At 34.2% G+C, this 17,502-nt stretch carries 12 protein-coding genes; all 12 read right to left on the bottom strand.

Going from position 1 to position 17,502, the window contains the following annotated elements; all coding sequences use genetic code 11:
• Positions 1-43: 43 nt before the first annotated feature.
• The gene (locus KP014_RS15510; RefSeq protein ID WP_139210564.1) at positions 44-4,186 is read right to left on the bottom strand and encodes a phage tail spike protein; all 4,143 of its coding nucleotides are present in this window, start codon (positions 4,184-4,186) and stop codon (positions 44-46) included.
• The gene (locus KP014_RS15505; protein ID WP_051500458.1) at positions 4,146-11,312 is read right to left on the bottom strand and encodes a phage tail tape measure protein; all 7,167 of its coding nucleotides are present in this window, start codon (positions 11,310-11,312) and stop codon (positions 4,146-4,148) included. Before KP014_RS15505 ends, KP014_RS15510 begins: the two co-directional genes overlap by 41 nt.
• An 84-nt stretch (positions 11,313-11,396) precedes the next feature.
• Positions 11,397-11,876, bottom strand: a complete 480-nt coding sequence (locus KP014_RS15500) for a hypothetical protein (RefSeq protein ID WP_036600930.1) — start codon at positions 11,874-11,876, stop codon at positions 11,397-11,399.
• Positions 11,877-11,981: 105 nt separating this feature from the next.
• The gene (locus tag KP014_RS15495) at positions 11,982-12,269 is read right to left on the bottom strand and encodes a hypothetical protein (protein WP_036600927.1); all 288 of its coding nucleotides are present in this window, start codon (positions 12,267-12,269) and stop codon (positions 11,982-11,984) included.
• A gap of 18 nt (positions 12,270-12,287) precedes the next feature.
• Positions 12,288-12,707, bottom strand: a complete 420-nt coding sequence (locus KP014_RS15490) for a hypothetical protein (protein WP_036600923.1) — start codon at positions 12,705-12,707, stop codon at positions 12,288-12,290.
• A gap of 76 nt (positions 12,708-12,783) precedes the next feature.
• Complete coding sequence (locus tag KP014_RS15485; protein WP_036600920.1) at positions 12,784-13,563, bottom strand: hypothetical protein; 780 nt, start codon at positions 13,561-13,563, stop codon at positions 12,784-12,786.
• Positions 13,564-13,607: 44 nt separating this feature from the next.
• The gene (locus KP014_RS15480; protein ID WP_036600918.1) at positions 13,608-14,327 is read right to left on the bottom strand and encodes a P-loop NTPase family protein; all 720 of its coding nucleotides are present in this window, start codon (positions 14,325-14,327) and stop codon (positions 13,608-13,610) included.
• Positions 14,327-14,800, bottom strand: coding sequence for a hypothetical protein (locus tag KP014_RS15475; protein WP_036600916.1), 474 nt, complete (start codon positions 14,798-14,800; stop codon positions 14,327-14,329). The genes KP014_RS15480 and KP014_RS15475 overlap by 1 nt, the downstream gene beginning before the upstream one ends.
• Positions 14,801-14,811: 11 nt before the next feature.
• The gene (locus tag KP014_RS15470) at positions 14,812-15,324 is read right to left on the bottom strand and encodes a hypothetical protein (RefSeq protein WP_036600914.1); all 513 of its coding nucleotides are present in this window, start codon (positions 15,322-15,324) and stop codon (positions 14,812-14,814) included.
• 26 nt (positions 15,325-15,350) lie between these two features.
• A complete protein-coding gene (locus KP014_RS15465; RefSeq protein ID WP_036600912.1) occupies positions 15,351-16,565 on the bottom strand; it encodes an Ig-like domain-containing protein in 1,215 nt (404 codons plus the stop codon).
• The gene (locus KP014_RS15460; protein WP_051500457.1) at positions 16,562-16,978 is read right to left on the bottom strand and encodes a hypothetical protein; all 417 of its coding nucleotides are present in this window, start codon (positions 16,976-16,978) and stop codon (positions 16,562-16,564) included. The genes KP014_RS15465 and KP014_RS15460 overlap by 4 nt, the downstream gene beginning before the upstream one ends.
• A gap of 12 nt (positions 16,979-16,990) precedes the next feature.
• Positions 16,991-17,461, bottom strand: a complete 471-nt coding sequence (locus KP014_RS15455) for a hypothetical protein (RefSeq protein ID WP_036600910.1) — start codon at positions 17,459-17,461, stop codon at positions 16,991-16,993.
• Positions 17,462-17,502: the final 41 nt, after the last annotated feature.

The following is a 17,502-nucleotide window of genomic DNA, read 5'->3' as shown; positions in this document are numbered from 1 at the left end:
ATAACAACATATACCATATATATCGGCAATTCTTTTAGGTTATTTAATTTTCAAAATCAAATGATTGTGCTTTCCATTTCATATTCCTTCCAGCTTCTTGAATATAGTCTCTGGTAGCTTTTGTGATTATATCTCCATCTGGTGTCATATGAATTATTGAGCCAGAAGAATGAACTATTTTACATTCTCCATCCTGTATAGTAGCAGTTAAGTCTTTACTCGTGATATTTACCTTTTGACCTTCTGAAATAACATATACTCCACTATCTCTGAAATCAATACTTCTCTCTTTATCGTAATTCCCGCTACCATACCTAATTTTTAGACCACCAAAATATTTATCAAAACGAGCAATTCCTGAGTTGCCAATTCCACCATCACCTTCACCCATTCGCCAATAAGGTTGTGCTGATGCGCCAGAATCATTAAATCCTGCTTCCATTTTTACTTTCTTATTGTCGTCGTCTGGATCATACTTGTAAACAGGCCATGCAGTTACTTCCTTGGTCATTATCCCAGTTTGAGATGAATCTACCCAATACATAAGGTCACCATTAACACTAATATGTTCACCTTGATTAACTCTACCCGTAACCCATTGAATTGTTTTATCTTTAATTTCAATAAAATTTGACCAGTCAGCAATTGCCGCTCTAGTCATTGTAGATAAGGACTTAGCAACAATATCACTGATAATCCCATAATCCGCGCTTACCATAATAGCAGAAATAAGTTGTGCATCAAGAGCCGCAATTCCTGTGGCACTCCACTGATTAAAGTTGATAATTCCTTTTTCACTGTCGATCATCAATCCACCATCAACACCATTTTGAACAAGAAGTTTCTTGGTAATAAGTGTGCCGTCCATTTTTAGCCATGTTGGTGCGTCTGTTGGATTTTCTGCATTTTTTCCTGCCCAAAGCCCCATTTCCAATCCAGGGAATAGTTTCATAACTCCACCATCTGGATCACGAAGGGTAATTGATGAACCATTAATTGCTGCTGCTGTAATATCGCCATTTGTGAAGAATGAACTGTTTAACTTCAATCCTTCTGCATGCAAAACACCACTTAAATCTCCCCATATTAGATCTACCCAATTGGGATTTTCAGCCGTGTTTGTATTACGCTGTAGATAGAAGCCCCTAGTTGCGTTCATAACAGAACGGAACATAGTATCTGAGCGAGTAACTGTAACACCGTTTATCGCGTCTATGATAGTGCCATTGTAAAGTGAGCCAAGCTGTACCGAACTATACTTTATTGAATCATTTATGGCATTTACAATTGCGACCACTTGATCATAGTAATCCTTGAATTTCTGAATAAACTCATCACGATCAATATCTGATGTTTCAGTCATATTAGAGAGTAATGGAGCCAGATAAGCAATTAGATTATTGTAAGCATCCGTAAAAGGTTGAATGTCAATCCTTACGGTATCATCTCTACTTGTTGTCTTATATTGTTCGGCCTGATCAAGTAATTTAATGTATTCAGACATAATTCTTGTCCGTTCACCCAACACCTGTAATTTCTCTATAGCTGTAAGTTTTCCATCAGTGATGATATTATCGAATCTACCAATGTTCATTTCTTTGGTATAGCTATTCAATAGAAGTTGATTGTCTTTATCTACTATTTTCAATGATTTTGCTTCCATATCAACAGTTTTCAAGTAACCGTTATTGTCTACAGAAAATACATCATCGAAAGAATAGCCGTTCCATCTTTGAATTTTAAAGCCATCCTCTGAATTAGCTATAACTTTATTAATCAATGTAGAATTAATGTCATAGCCATCATAACGATTAATAATCATACCGTATAAGTCTGGATTCTCTTCATATAGTCCTAACTTCATAGCCACTCTACCATATCTATCTGTGATAGTAGTTTTCGGGCCTTCCATGAGCCATACACCGTCTGCATCACCGACAACGACACGTTGGGAAAGTACAACTTTGCCGTACAGAGCTTCTGCAACGATTCCATCAGGTGTGATTCCTAACTCGTATCGCTGCCCACCCGATTTCGTCATTCCGATTGTGGCATGTGACAATTTCAGGAAGCGCATAGGATCGTTTGAATCATAGAGTAGAATGCCGCGATTGTCAATAGTCACAGTTTCATTAATACTCATATTGATTTGATTGGTTACTTTATCCCAAAACTGTTCAAAAAGCAAACTCATGTCAGATACATCAGTAACGGATTTCAGCCAATCAGGTTTGTTGGCATCAATAGTGGTTGAAAAGTTTTCATACTTTTTAAGATAATCAAGCATCTGAGAAGCAGCACTACCATCATTCCTGACATTGGCGAGTGTAAGGGAAATCTTTTCACCTTCGAAATCATAGTTGATTTCAATTATTTTTGCTTTAACTTTGACCCCAATGCGTTCATACTTAATTGAAACATCGTCACCAATAACAAGTTTATCCCATTTGGATTGTTCTTCAATGACGCTCAAGAAATAAACAACATCAACATCTATAGTTAATAACGGTACACGAACTTCTTCAAATTTTTTTCTTCCGTCTTTAAGTAAGTCTTCAGCATCAATATATGTATCATCTTTAAAAGTGCTGGCTTTAACAAATCGTTGAAGCTCAATAAGTTGATCAGGAGTGAAATTATTGCTACTCGATAGCAAAGTTTGAAGACTTGTGATTTGAGCAAGAATACTATTTAAATATCCAGTTTGCTCCGCAATCTCAGTATTCTTTACATCAATTTGCATCTGCTTATTGTTGGGGCAATAGCGCTCAATTATTGCATTGTCGTTATTGGTTGCATTGTATTCAGTTTCATTAATTGCTGTAACTTGAATATTAACCGTAGCGTTTCCGTTACCTGTAATTTGAACATTCGATGTAGTTACCGTATTCACTTTACCCAGTAAAGTCCATGTATTGGATATAATAAACTTTTGACTCCCATTAAGTGAAATCTGTACATCAGAGGCACTAGAAACTTTAACCATTACAGCATATGGATACATGGTTTGGAGTTGATTAAAATCAATTGTTTGAGTAGAACCAGTGTATTCAATATTCTCAAAGAACATTGTTGGAATCTTACTTGTATTTAATTGATAGTTATCAACGATGTTATAAATAACCTTCAATTGATTTTGCAGATCAATCAATTCCGAATTCTTTGTACTTATTGTTGATGCATATCCATCTCTAGCCGCTTTAAGTAACTGGAATTGGTCTTTATTTTGCTCAACGAGTTCTTGATAATCTAGAATTGCATTACATAAAAAATCAGACATATAGTTGCTGTGTTCGATTACATTTTTATTTTCATCGCGTTTAAACGGGTACATGAAATAAGAATAGTCTTCAAGATAACTCTGACCCGTTGGTGATATAGCATTAACTGTCAACCCATCTTTTCCTTCGAGGTATAATCTTGTAACCAATTCTTTTGCATCCGACTTTTTGTCAAAACTCTTTAGGAGACTTTCATAAGAAAATGTCAAACCTTTGTCTTGACCAAATAGTTCCATTTTCTTAAAATTTACGGTTTGATTTTCAGTATCGAATTGAACAACAGCGTTATATGTATTTGCTACATCATAAATGGAACCCAGTAACTTATTATCTAGAAATTCAAAACTCCGTTTAGATAATTCAAAATCAACATCAATGTCTCCAATTGACCATGTTGTTTCGCTTAACATTTCTGTCAGTACTGTTCTAGCGCCTTTTGATTCTGCTTTATATCCCTTTAATACTCGTTGTGCCAATTCAATTTCTAATCCGTAGGCCGTAATTTGTTTATAATTTGAATCTTCACTCATAACTTCATTAACTTCCAGAATCGTAAACCATGAAACCGATTTACCAAAAACCATCTTTATTAAATAGTTTTCTTTTACTAAATCAATATTTTTATTTCTCATTAGAACATGATTTATATCAATTAAATATGGGATGCTTAGTGAAAGTTTACTTGTTTCATTAACAGGAATTTTCAAATTATCATTATATGCTTCACTTAATTTGCTTATAATTTCTTTATCTGGTCTAGCTAAAAAGTAGCTTGGTGTATATGGTTTTTTTGAAAAATCTATTTCTCCTAACATATTTCCTCCATATATAAAAGGAATGCTCAAAAGAGCATCCCTGATATTTTTAATTTCCTTGACTAAATTTTTTTTCCCACATTCTTTCAATTGAATCTGTTACAATCTTAGCCCCTTCTTTTGTGCCTTCAACATTGTCAATTCGAATGTTAATAACAGGGTTAGTTACTGAATTACTATTTTTATTATAGACATTAGGTGAAAGCATTCTATTCAGGTTTCCTAAATTACTAGTCATGCTCCGAACAATATTAACCGACTCAAGAATCCTAGATGTATCGAATTTGTTCAGGACTAATTCTTTTTCATGAGCCAGAAGAAACTTGCCCTCTTTGCCAATATTGGCCGGAGTCATACCACCAGTTTCAGCAGAAAATATATCCTTATTCTTTAATTCATCATAACTACCTTCAGGAAACCAAGTATATTGACTACGGATTACATCATTTTTACCCTTAAGAGCATTAAAATCATTCTCTAACTTAGTATATTTAGCCTTATCTTTCTTACTCTTTTCCATATCTTTGCGAATAAGTTCTGCTTGTTGCTTATTGGATAGATATGCTTGCCACGCTGAACGTGCTTGCGGAGTATCCTTTGGATTAGGAATTGGTGAATTAGATGAATTACCACCAACACCAATTTGACCATTGCCAGAAGCAGAGCCATTACCATCAGAAAGAGGGAAGTTTTTAGCATAATCTTTATCTAGTCCAATGGAGTATTTGAGATTTTCAGCAATCTTCGCTCCGTAAACACCTGATTTAGATTCCAAATCTTTAAAGAATGTATCATATGCAGCCTGAACAATATTAAGTTCGTTTTGAACTTTTACCGTATCTTCACTCATCAAGGCTTGCTTCATATTGTAAAAATACTGTTCATCATTCAAAAGACCATCATAGTATTCATCATTCTTTTTCTTAGCATCTTCAATGCCCTTTAGAATGTCCTTATTCTTATCGTCTTCTAGCTTCTTTTCTTTATCTATAGCTTTTTGACGATCTTCAAGTTGATCCTGTAGTCCGTCCTTACGAATAGTAATTTCACGGTCACGTTGAAGTTTGGCGATTTCTTCCTGTTTAGCATCAATTTCTTTTTGTATATCTGCTCTTGCCGCTTTACCTTCAAGAGAATCATCTAATAACTTGCTACTAAATTTAGCGTCTAATTCTGCTTTTTCTTTTTGAAGTTTAGACAATTGATCTTGATAATCTTCCGCTGCAACATCTCTGTCTAAACTTTTGGACTGAGCATTAATTACATCATTAAATCTAGATAGCTCATCATCAAGATTATTCATTCTAGCTTCATGACGAGCATCTTCTGCTTCTTTTTGTTTGTCATAAGCAGCATCTTGAAGTTTTTGCTGTTCTTGAAGCATTTTCTTGTAGTTATCAATAATCTTATCGGCATAATCTGCACGTAAAGACTTAATGGCATCTGAGTAATCATAGAGGCTTAAAGTATATTCTTGAAGTTTCTTTTTGTGGTCTTCTCTGTCAGATGCAGATAGCTCTTCATTTTTAGACTGAATTTCTTCATTAGCAATTAACTCTTTGGTGACGGCAATCTGGTCATTAATAATATTAATCTGATTTTTGGTCTCTTTGTTATACTCGTCTGTTCCTTCTCTAAGACCTTTCATTTTGGCTTTTGACAAATCTAATTGATTATTTAAATCAGAAAGTTTTTGTTCTAAATGATAAGATTTAGAAGCAGCCAATTGTTCATTAAGGTCTTTAACGGTGGATGCGTAATCTTCTTTTTTTAACTCCTGCAATTCTTGAGTATATTTAGCAATTACACCAGGAGCGAGCTTACCGTCTTTGAGAAGATTCTCGTAGAACTGTATCAATTCATCGTTTGCGGATTTTTGTTTCTTCGTTGTGGCGATTTGATAATTTAATTCTTTGTTATATCCTTCTGCACCCACAGCAAATTGAGCCATCTTATTTTTGGATACTTCAATAGAGTCTCCGTAGTCAGTAATTGCTTGTCTGGATTCAGCAATTTGACTATCTAGGTTGGAAACGGCAGTAGAATTTTTATCTGCCTGGATATCTTTCCATTCAGCACTCAACTGTTTTAAGAATTGATCATAATCAGCATTTTGTACCCCAAGATAATTCATCAACCACGTGAGTTCATTTTTCTCGTCATGCTTGATGTTTTGAATGTTACTCTTTAAATTGTTTTGCTTATTATTTTCCTGTCTCCAAGCAACAGAATTTGGGTCTAAAGTATCTTGAACTCGTTTAGAGTCATCAATTTTTCTTTGTTCGTCTGCTATTTTATTTTCAAACTCTAATTTAGTTTCATCAAGCAGTAGAATATATTGTTGATAAAGTAGATCTCCGATTTCATTTGATTTTTGTTTAGCGTTTTCTTTAGCATCTGATTTTTCTTCTGCTGTTGGCCCGTCGGTTTTAACAGTAGTCGATATGTCGCCAGCTTTGACAGTTGTTTTAGCAACCCCATTAGCTGATGATATAGTAGAAGATGTGGACTTCCCTGTGTAGGAATTATATTTTCCTAAAACCTTAGAAGCATACTGCTGTGTTTCTTTAGGTAGTGCAGCAATGGACTTGCCAGTCTTACGCCATTTTTCTATTCTGGATGGGCCACCATTATATGCCATTAACGCAAGTTCTACGTCTCCATCAAACTGTTTCAGCAAACCAGCAAAGTATTTAGTTCCGCCTGCAATGTTTTGTTCGGGATCATAACTGTTTTTTACACCCAAGCTTCTAGCGGTATCAGGCATCAACTGCATAAGCCCTTGAGCACCAGCGTGAGATGTTGCATTTGGATTAAAACTACTTTCTTGAGCTACGATGGCTTTAATCAAATTCGCATCTACTTTATTTGCAGAGGCATTTTTATTAATGATGTCTGAATAATCGCCTGTACTACTTGAACTGTTTCCAGAAGAGTATGAAGAGGAAGAAGATGAACCTCCTCCATTAGTCGTCGTCTTTGTGGTTGTCGTAACTTTAGTGGAAACTAATCTTTCTGGATGCTCATAACCTTCATCATATAATTTTTTCTGTTCTTTAAGTAGAGCAATCTCTTGAAGAATTGATTTTTTATATTCTTCCGTTCCTTTTTTCATTCTGGATTGTCTACTATGAAGTCTATCTAGAGCATCGGCGTTGGCTTTAATTCTTTCTTGAAGGTCAGTTAGTATCTCAACAGTGTCAGAAGTTGAGTCTGTGAATTTATCGGTAGACTTCTTTGCATCATCTAACGATGTTGACCAATCTATATTCCCATTAACGCTTAAATCAATAGGCTTTTCCATAGCTTCTATAGCAGCCAATTGACTCTTTGCCATCTCAGCCCGTTCTTCAAGTTGTTTTTTTAACTCTGGTGATGGGTTTCTGTATTTCATCGGAGCCTGAATAACTTCTTGTAGCGCCAATTTTTCGTTAGCAAAATATTTATTCCAATCAGAACCTATGGCTTGCAATAACAAATCATTTGTCTTTTTCTTGGCATCTGCTACCGTTTTAAAATCCTTGTAATCTTTTTCATAAGCTTTCGCAACAAGAGGCCAAACATTTTTATTACCCTTAATCATATTGCTAAAGAACTGTTCATTTAATGTTAGTTTTTCTTTAAAAGCTTCTTTTTGAACATTTCTTTCATCTTTTATGGCCTTTGACAATTCTCTGTTGAGTGCTTTTTCGTCATCTACATATTTCAGTAAATCTGGGTACTTGGATACCAAATCAAACAAAGTATCAGCAGATAGTTTATGATTCTCTTTTAATTCTTTTTGAGCTTCAGTAAGTGACTTTATTGTATTAGCAGCAGAATCAAACTTTCTTTCGACTTCATTTAAAGCATCTTCTAATGTTTTAAATGAGTCACCCATAGCATCCGTACCATCAATTAAACCAGTTATTCCCGGGACGAGCAATGTTTCCAATGCTTTTTTAACTTCGGGTGCAATTGTTGCTACTCCGGGCAATTTTTCAAATGCAGTAACTAAATCATTAATATTATCTGCCTTAATATTCTTAATGATTTCAAAAGCCTGTTTGAAATTTGAAAAAATAGATGTTTCATTATCGGATGATTTCCCCGCCATAACCGCATAAACTTCTGCTAGTTGTTCTGCTTGCGAACTTATGTTTTGACCAGAGTCCCTAAGACCATCAATATAAATAGCAAATTCACTTTTAAGCGCTTGTGTCTTTTTCTCTACTGATTTTTGAAGTTCGGTATTTTCATCATCAAAAGCTTTTTTCGCAGTTTCTACACCATTGGCAAGATCTTGAGCAATTCTATCCAATTCTTTTGTGGAGAGATTTGAATATTTTCCTTTTGCGCGATCATTTGTGAATGTGGTCTGTTGTCTTTGTGCGTCTACATATGCTTCGTTTAACTTCTCAACTTTTTTGGTTTGTTCTTCAATATTTTTATTAATATCTACTTGTTGCGTTTGATAATCAAGAATCGCTTTTTCACGCATGGTTTTAATTTCTTCTTGCAAAGCAGCCGTTCTATTCTTGATTGCTGCTATATTCGCACCAGTAGCATCCGTTTGACCATTGAGATTAGTTAAACTAATTCCATATGTATTCTGCAATTCAGTTTCAACTTTATCTAATTTTGCTTTTTCATCTGCCGTTAAACTTGTTTTTTTAGAAAGCAATTCATAATCATTGGAGAGATTTTTAAGATTAGATAATTCCGATGATTTTTGATCTAGGTCTTCAAGACTTGTTGTTAAACCATTTGTTGCATCGGTTGTCTTAGCAAAATGATTAATAAGTTTTTCAGCAGCAAACCCAATAACCGCAAAAACAGCACCGATAACTGTTGAAGCCAATAAACCTCTTAGTGCAGCTTTCGCGATATTTAGAGCGCCAGCAACTCCAATAATACCTACTTCGGCGGCAGTTGCAGCAGGAACTACACCAAACAATTTTAAAATTGAAGCAGTTAAGCCAATTGAAAGTTCTCTAAACCCCTTACTTGTTAGAAATAATACTGCATTTAACGCCCCAAATATTAATGGTAGTCCGCCAATGTGCTTTGCTGCAAACTCAAACACTCTACCTAATCCAGACATAAGAGATGTAATGACTGCAATTGTATCTGAAATTACTGATTCACCCATTGCAACACTAAACGATTGCCAAACTGCCTTCATTCTTTCAATTCTTGCCTCAAGAGAATTAATGCGTTTTTCGTTTTCTTGCATTGCCGAACCTTGAGAGTTAAGTGCCGTTTCTGCCGCTTTAACGCTAATGTTATGATTCTGAAGAAGGGCAATAAATCGCGACATGTGGTTGCGTCCTGCAAGGCCAACTGCGATATTTTCCTGTGTTTCTTGATTGAGATGACCAAAATTAGCAGCAAGTTCAGTAATGAGTTGATCGGCGGTTTTTACGTTGCCACTCATATCCTTCATTTTAACTCCGGCTTGAGCCAACAAATCTTCTGACTTATCCATAGTTGTCAATCTACTATAAATTGATTTCAGTGCGTTTCCGACCACTGAACCACTTTCACGAGTAGATTGCTGTATTGCAGTAATATCACCAAGAATATTCTCCATTGAACGACCAAAGACTTTACCAACATTAGCGGTCTTAGTTAATCCAATTGCCAAATCTTTGCTCGTAGTACTGAAGTTATTATCTACCTCATTCAATTCATCAACAATCTTAATACTATCAGAAGCAGTAATATTAAAATTTGTCATTGAAGCAACAATGGCATCAACAGATTCTTTTGCACTCATTTCAGAAATATTCTGAGCAAGAGTAGCCGACTTTGTTAATGAATCAATCTGATCTCCTGAAAACCCCATTCTTCCGAACTCAATAGCGGTATCATTCACAGATTGAAGTGAAATTCCAAACTTCTCTGCCATATCCATATTTTTTTGAAGCATCTCATCGAAGTCCGTGTCACTGTCCATAACACGCTTTAATTGCGTTACTTGACCATCAACTTGGATTATGGTTTGAGTCATTTCTTTAAGAAGATTAATTGAACCATAAAAAACACTACCCACACCCGCATACATAGCCATGTTAGAGAATGCTTTGCTAAGACCATGAACATGTTCAGACGAATTTCTAGCTTCTACACCGATGCGATTGATATTTTGGGTTAGTTGTTGTGCCTTACCTTTAAAATTAGATGTAGATGAATCTAGTGTTTTTAATTGAGATAGAAGAGAGGTTAGTTGATTTTTTGTTTCATCTTTCAAGGATGCACGACTAATTAAATTATTAACCTGTGCTTCGGCGCGTATTTGAGTGGAGAGTAGAGATGCGCTATCTTTCTCCATTTGCTTCTGTCTGGAAGCCAAGTTTCCGAGTGCTTGAATTCTACGTTGAATACCAGCAAGTTCACTTTCGGTTAATTGTATTCCTGAATTCTTAAGTTCATTTACTCGTTGACCAATCTCAGTATATTTACGATTAAGTAAGTCTAGTGCTTTCGTGCTTTCAATGCCAGTTGTTGCACTAGATTTACTATTGGCAATTTTATTATTTAAATTATTATATGTTTTTGTATCCTGAATCTCACGTAGACGAATTGCCTTTAAATAATCTTGCTCATATCTTTGACGATATGCTTGTGTTTTTGCAATTTCATTACGTTCTAAATCTGCATTTTGTTGAATCGCTTTTTGTTGATTTTCATTCCATTGACGTTCAAATTCTCTTACTCTTGTTTCAGATGCAATTCTACCTTGAGCCATTTGTTCAATTATATTTTGTGCGTCTTTTGCGTCTTTCTCGTAATTTTTAATATTGGTAATATCTAAAATTGCGCCATCATTTGCTGTTTTAACTTTTTGAACGTCATTATTAATTGTACTTTTATATGTAGTTGTCTTACCTTTATTATTAACCTTATCCTGTGCTTTAATCCAATTGTTAGTTGCTTTTTCAGCTTCTCTTGTCGCTGAAGTTTGTTCTTTAATACCTTGTGTGGTGTTTCTAATACTATTGCTAACATCATTATTGACTAAGGCTTGTTGTTGAAGTTGGTTAGTAACTTTATTTAGATTTTGCGTTAATGACGACAGACTTTTTACGAAACTTTCGTCAATAGAAATGTTTATTTTTAGTTTCTGTAAAGATGGATGGGAACTTAGTGTTTTTATCCCCTCATTAATATTTTTTAGACTCAATCCAGTGTTGAGTTCTGCACTGATCAATATTCCCAAATTTTCATTTGACATTTATCTATACACATCCTTATAATATTTCGTTTAACGATAAAAAAAGGAGAAGCACCAGCACATGGCACTTCTCCTGATATATAATTAGGCCATTGCTGACTCTTCTTTACTCTTTTCAATAGCACTTCTAACAGCAATTTCTCCGAAAGACTGTCCAATTTGTTCACTGTATGCTTCAAGTTTTTGATGTACTTGCTTTATTTCTGTATCTGAGATTTGATTCATTACTTCTACATAGACTCCACTATTCAATAAATCATGTGTAACCTTAATTAAGCTTGAAACATTGTTCTTTTTGGGAATAGGTAGATCAGTAAATTCACGAAGAATAAGCGTATCCAATAAAACAATCGTGTCTTTAATGATTTCATCATCAATATTCTTTTTGGTTTTAAGTTCTTGTAAAAATTTTATGTACTGAATCGCTACTTTATCAATCAATGCATCTTTAAAATATTTATGAATTTGAACTTCATATTCTCCGTTTAAAATATAAATCTTTTTACGTTCCTCATATTTACTATTAATCTTATTCAAAATACTACTTGTAAGTTTCTTTGCCATTATTTATTATCTCCCTTTTAATATATTTATTTTTACTACTTTCATATCGCAACTCCATATAAATAAAGTGAAGCTACCATATCAAAGTAGCTTCACTCATCACAATTAAATGTGTCTTTCATCATGTATTCTCGTTTCTGCTAATTTAAACAGAATATCTGTAAAATTAATTCCGTTTTCTTTGCAATAATTCATAATGCCCCTTATGCAATCGTCATACATTGTATTCCAATCATTTGCACTAGAAGACCCAAGTTCAAAATCATTAATATCATTTTGCTCATAACCAGAGTAATCACTAAGATTTTGAAGACTCATTTTCAATTCATTTCTAATCCAACAAATTAATGCTCCTTGTTGTTCATAGAAATGGTCAGAGCTACAATATCTCATACTTCCTTCCTTTCATCATTAAGCATTAATATCAATAAGAGATTCAATCTTTTCGATATCTGAAGGATTGAAAAGAGACATGATTTTCTTTAGGTATGATGTTTCTTCTTGTTCAAAAAGAATATCATAAAGATTATTGGTTTGTTTGACGAGTTTATTAATGTCTCTATTAAGAGTTAAATCAAACTTCTCAAATCCAAATCTAGTAAAGTATTTTATAATTAATGCTTCCTTTAATAGTTTGAAACTTGGATCGAGCCTATTTACAGCATTTTTTACCTTATTGTATTCTTCAACTAATTTTTCAATTTCTTGTTCTCGAAAATTTTTATTATAGATTATATAATGTTCACCAAAATAAAATCTGGTTGGCTCAAAACGTTTAGCCATTATGTCAATTTTATTAATAGAAAACTCCTTGTTACTTCCTCGTCCCACATTGTAGACCCCCTATTAAGTACATAAAGGGAGAGTTTGCAATTATCGCACTCTCCCTTTATAAATTTAATTATATTTATTCTTCATCTTCGTAGATAATTTCTTCTTTCATAACTTCTTGACCATTAACCAGTACAGGGAACAAGTCGAATGTCAAACTTAAAGAACTTGGATCTCCTGTAGGTGAATAGGTAACGGTGAAGTTCGGTTGAAGCTTGGCCTTACGGAATACCTGTTGAACAGCTACTACGTCACCAGCTTTTTCATCAGCATAAAGCGTATCGCCAGCAATCCATACATAACCGGGGAACCCTTTAGAAGTGTAGGAAAGCTTTGCTGCATTGGCAGCAGTAAATTGGTAATAAACTTCTACATCTTGTCCAACTTGAATAGTTGAAGCAGAGTCAAGAGTAACATCCTTTCCAGTAACATTGGACACTGTTTGCGGCTCAGAAATAATACCATTTACATAACTGAACACCTTCACACTTTCTGTTCCGTTAATAGGAGCCTTAGAGAGTGTAATTTTCTTACCGCCAGATCCATCACTTTCAACAGTAACAACTTGAGATTTGTAAATATTTTGAGCACCTTTCTCAATAGGTTCTCCTGCCAGCATTGCTAGATGTTGTAGTGTAAATACTTGTGTTTCTACAGCAAGTGTAGAATCCTTATCACCACTCCAGCTAATTCGACGTGGGTTACCGTCTCCGCCTCGGGCATAGACAGTTTCTCCAGTAAATTCATTCGTTGTTGTTGTAGCATAATCGAATGTCATAATTGGAGTAGAAGAAACAAAATCAAAAATTTGTAGATTTAGATTGTTACGAGAACCGTAACGTCCAAGGTTTAGCATTTATAAAATCCTCCTAAAGTATGTACTCATAATTTTTATGTATTCTAAAACTTTGTTTTAGTAATCCATTCTGGTAATTTACTATCTTTATCTAAATGACCATTTGCCCAAACAGGTAGTAGTCTGATAAAGCTTTCCTTGAGATTAACTCTTTCGAACTGTTCATATACTTGATAGATGGTTAATTCTCCAACATTAAAAATAGTGATCCCATTGTCTGGAGCACTAGACAAGATAGATATAATGTCTTTAAGGTCGAGATAATCTTCCTTGCTTTCTTGCTTCTTTGAGAATGCCATCATTTTCTCTAACATTTGCTTTGCCTTATTTGTAGAAGGCTTTAAATTATTCTGTTCTTGAGATAAATTGCCATTAAGCTCTCTGATAACATTTGCTACATCAACATAATTATTTATATCAATAAAACCCATTTCTCCAATTTGAAATGAATTAGTAGCAGGTTCAAACTTAACATCTTCTTTTGTAAAAAAAGACAATGACTCGGTAATATAGTCTCTAATACCAGGATGCGAGGTTAATACCTCATAGTCATTTCCATTGCATATTTGTTCATATTTATGTATGTCAAATTTTAATAAATCAATAAGTATTTTTTCTTTATCAAACGAAGACAGCACTAGATGACAGTAATATGTTTCTTGGCCGATATTAGATACTTCCTTAATTGTAGGGGAATATATCTTTATACCATTCAACATATAAGGATTACCTAAAAATGCATCAAGCCTATTAATTTCAACCATCAATTAAAATCCACAGGTCGATAAGTCAATGCATAACCCTGAAATTTTTCATTAACAGCAAACTCATTTAAAGAATTAAAGGACAATCTCCCTATACCAATTCCATTTTTGGAATTCATCAATTCCTCAACCTTGCTCAATACATAATCAACTCTTGTATACCCATAGTCTGTTTTAAACAAATCTCGATGAGTAAACATATAAATACCTAAAAGCCCATTCTTAAAACTATTGCCAGATGGCCTATAATCTGTACAAGACAAAGTAATAAAAGATTTGGCTTCAATCTTAATATCAGGAATAAATCTATATGGATAGATGTTGTTATAAATCAACATAGACGTATCTTCGATATGTGGTTGACTAAGAAAATCATTACTGTTATAAGAAATCGCTTTACATAAATCCGAATCACTTAATATTCGATTGATTACAGTATTTTTATAATCGGTTATTTCCTTTAGAAATGACACTCATAATCACCTCAACTTACAACAAAATCAGGAATTACCTCACATCTCAAATATCCACCTGTATCAATTTGACGAGTGTCATTGAAGGTTGAAATTACAGTATTACACTGAGTTAGAGAAATTGGGGTTGTCCGATGGATTTCTTCACCCAAAGAGTTTCGGAAAATTGCAATGTACAATCCACCATTAGGAGTTAAATGCCCCAATTCATAGGTGATACTGATACATTTTAGGGCTTCCAACGCACTACCCTTATCTGGATGCTTTGTTTTATTAAATGCAATCTTCAGCTTATTGTCGGTAGAAATTGAATATGCATAAGCATACTGTGGATCAACAGCAACATCCAAATCAGCATCAATAATTTCTACTGTTGGCGTAGCTCCAATTAGAATATCACCATCTAGACCGCTTGAATGTTGCTTTGAAAATGGCAATTCACTGTAAATAAGCCAGTTATTATTAACTCCTTGGACAAAACTTTCAACTTTAAGTTCACCAAATCGAATAATTGCTTGACTCATATTTCACTCTCCTTATAATTATTTTTTTAAAATAGTGATTTAATTCTTAATCTTTTGCTTGTTGAGGATAAACCATTAGTATTTGAAACATGCAATCTAACATATCCCAAAGCTTGTCCCGAAACCTTACAGATATTTTCCGCACTATCTTGATAACTAATGATCGCTAAATTGGTACTAGACACTCCATCATCAGCAGTTAATGTAAAATTACTTTCATCTGGATACTCAACCCCGTTGCGATAAAATTTAACAGTATAGGATTTAGTCATTCCTTTAGCAATTTCATCAGAGCCAATAATTTCACAGGTGTATCCATAGGCAGTTGATTCCGCTATACTTACTTCAATTTGTGTAGACACATTCATGTATGTAGCAGTAACATAAATCGAACCTGTTTTAATTGGTGTAATTAATCCATTGAAATCAATATTAGCTACTTCTGCGTCACTAACGAGGTATTCTATTACGGGGGATTTAACGGGGATATCTCTATTTGTTAAATTAACATTTAATTGAAGCGTTTGATCTTTACTAATTGTTGCAAAAGATCCGTTTAAGATTTCAATCTTATAGTCTGCTATATTATTGTAATAGTCTGCAATCCCTAACTCTAAATTATCATTAGCAGGATTTAAGTCTCCAGACGATTGCAAACTTAGATTGACCAATCCCTCATCACTAACATAATCAATGTCGATTACCTTAAATGCCTCACCGCCAATAATAAAGCGTTTGTCGCGTTTTAACTTAAGCGTATGTTCATTACGTTGCAAAACAATCTGTCTACGTCCATCAGGGAGAGTCATTATGTTTCCTTCATCAATGCCAGAAGTTGAACGAGCATTAAAGTAGAGGACAGATGGATGAGATTGAACGATTCCATTTTCGTCTACCCATTTTAGGTTGATGTTGGTCTTTTCAATTGTTCCTTTATCGTACACAGAGTTAGGGTCACAACTTAGACATATCCATCTTTCTCCATTTTGTCTCTTCAATAAATCTCCAGATTTTATGGTAGTATTCGAATACATAACAACAATTTTAGTTGTTGGTATCTTTGCATCAGATATCATTTGCACACTTGAGAATTCTTCATTATCATTCAAGTACACTTCTTCATAGTTAGGGATATCTTTAAAGGCCGAGGATATGAAACTCTTTGAATCTTCTTCTCTTTCTTCTTTAACACTTCTACCAAGCGATTCATTGTATCTTTTATACTTATCTAAATAACTCATCGTAATTTGCTCAAATCACTATTCAAATATGTATAATCAATCAATAGCTTATTGACTTCATTCTGCTTGTCTTTCTTAATGTCGGACAATTGTTTTAAATGCGCCGCCTGAGAAGTCATGGAAAAATCCTTCGTACTCATTGTCTGTTCCAGATTTTTGAGCGAAATAATTTTAGGAGAAAGATATTCAATAACCATTAAATTACTAAGTATGAGGATGTCCTGATCCGTCAATTCTTCATCAAAGCTGGTCTCTGAACGCTTTTTTAAATTAACCATGCACTTAGGAAATCGAGCAATACTATTTAGAAGATATCTGTATTTAAGCAAGTTGTCTTCATCTGTATTCATAAATTTCGCATCATTAATCTGACTCAAGAATGCATCGTATACCTCTTCAAAGTTTGTAGCCAAAACAAACCCTCCTTAAGAATTCGGGTCTAATTTTTGACCAAGACTCTTCTCGATTGCTCTAATAACAAAATGATCTCTAAGTTTCCCATTGACATATTTATTTCTAGCCAAATCAAAAGCAGAAATTTTTGAATAATCACTATCTAAACCAGTTAGGACTTCTTCAATTTTTTCTGGATCTTCTTCAAACAGTCGCTCAAAATCGTCTTTGGTCAATGTGTTTTTTACATATTTAGAAATATTTAAGAATTGAACCACTTCTTCATTGTCAACCTTAATCCAGCCTTTTTCAATATACTTGGGCTTTTGAGAAAGCATAGTTCTTAGTTGTCCAACTGTCATAGTGTCACTAGCGCCATGATTTTTAAAAAGCCAAGATTCACCAGAACGAGGACATTTATATGTAAGCACTCCATCAAAATTACTTACTACGTAAACAAGAGAGCTTTCTTCTAATTTAGTTTTATTAGTTCGTTGTGCCATTTCTTGATCATTCCTTTCATTTTGATACAGTGAGGAAAGAT

This window comes from Paenibacillus sophorae (assembly GCF_018966525.1).
GTDB classification, from domain to species: Bacteria; Bacillota; Bacilli; order Paenibacillales; family Paenibacillaceae; genus Paenibacillus_AQ; species Paenibacillus_AQ sophorae.
The sequence above is the reverse complement of the archived record's forward strand: the minus strand, read 5'-3'. Positions and strand labels throughout refer to the sequence as shown.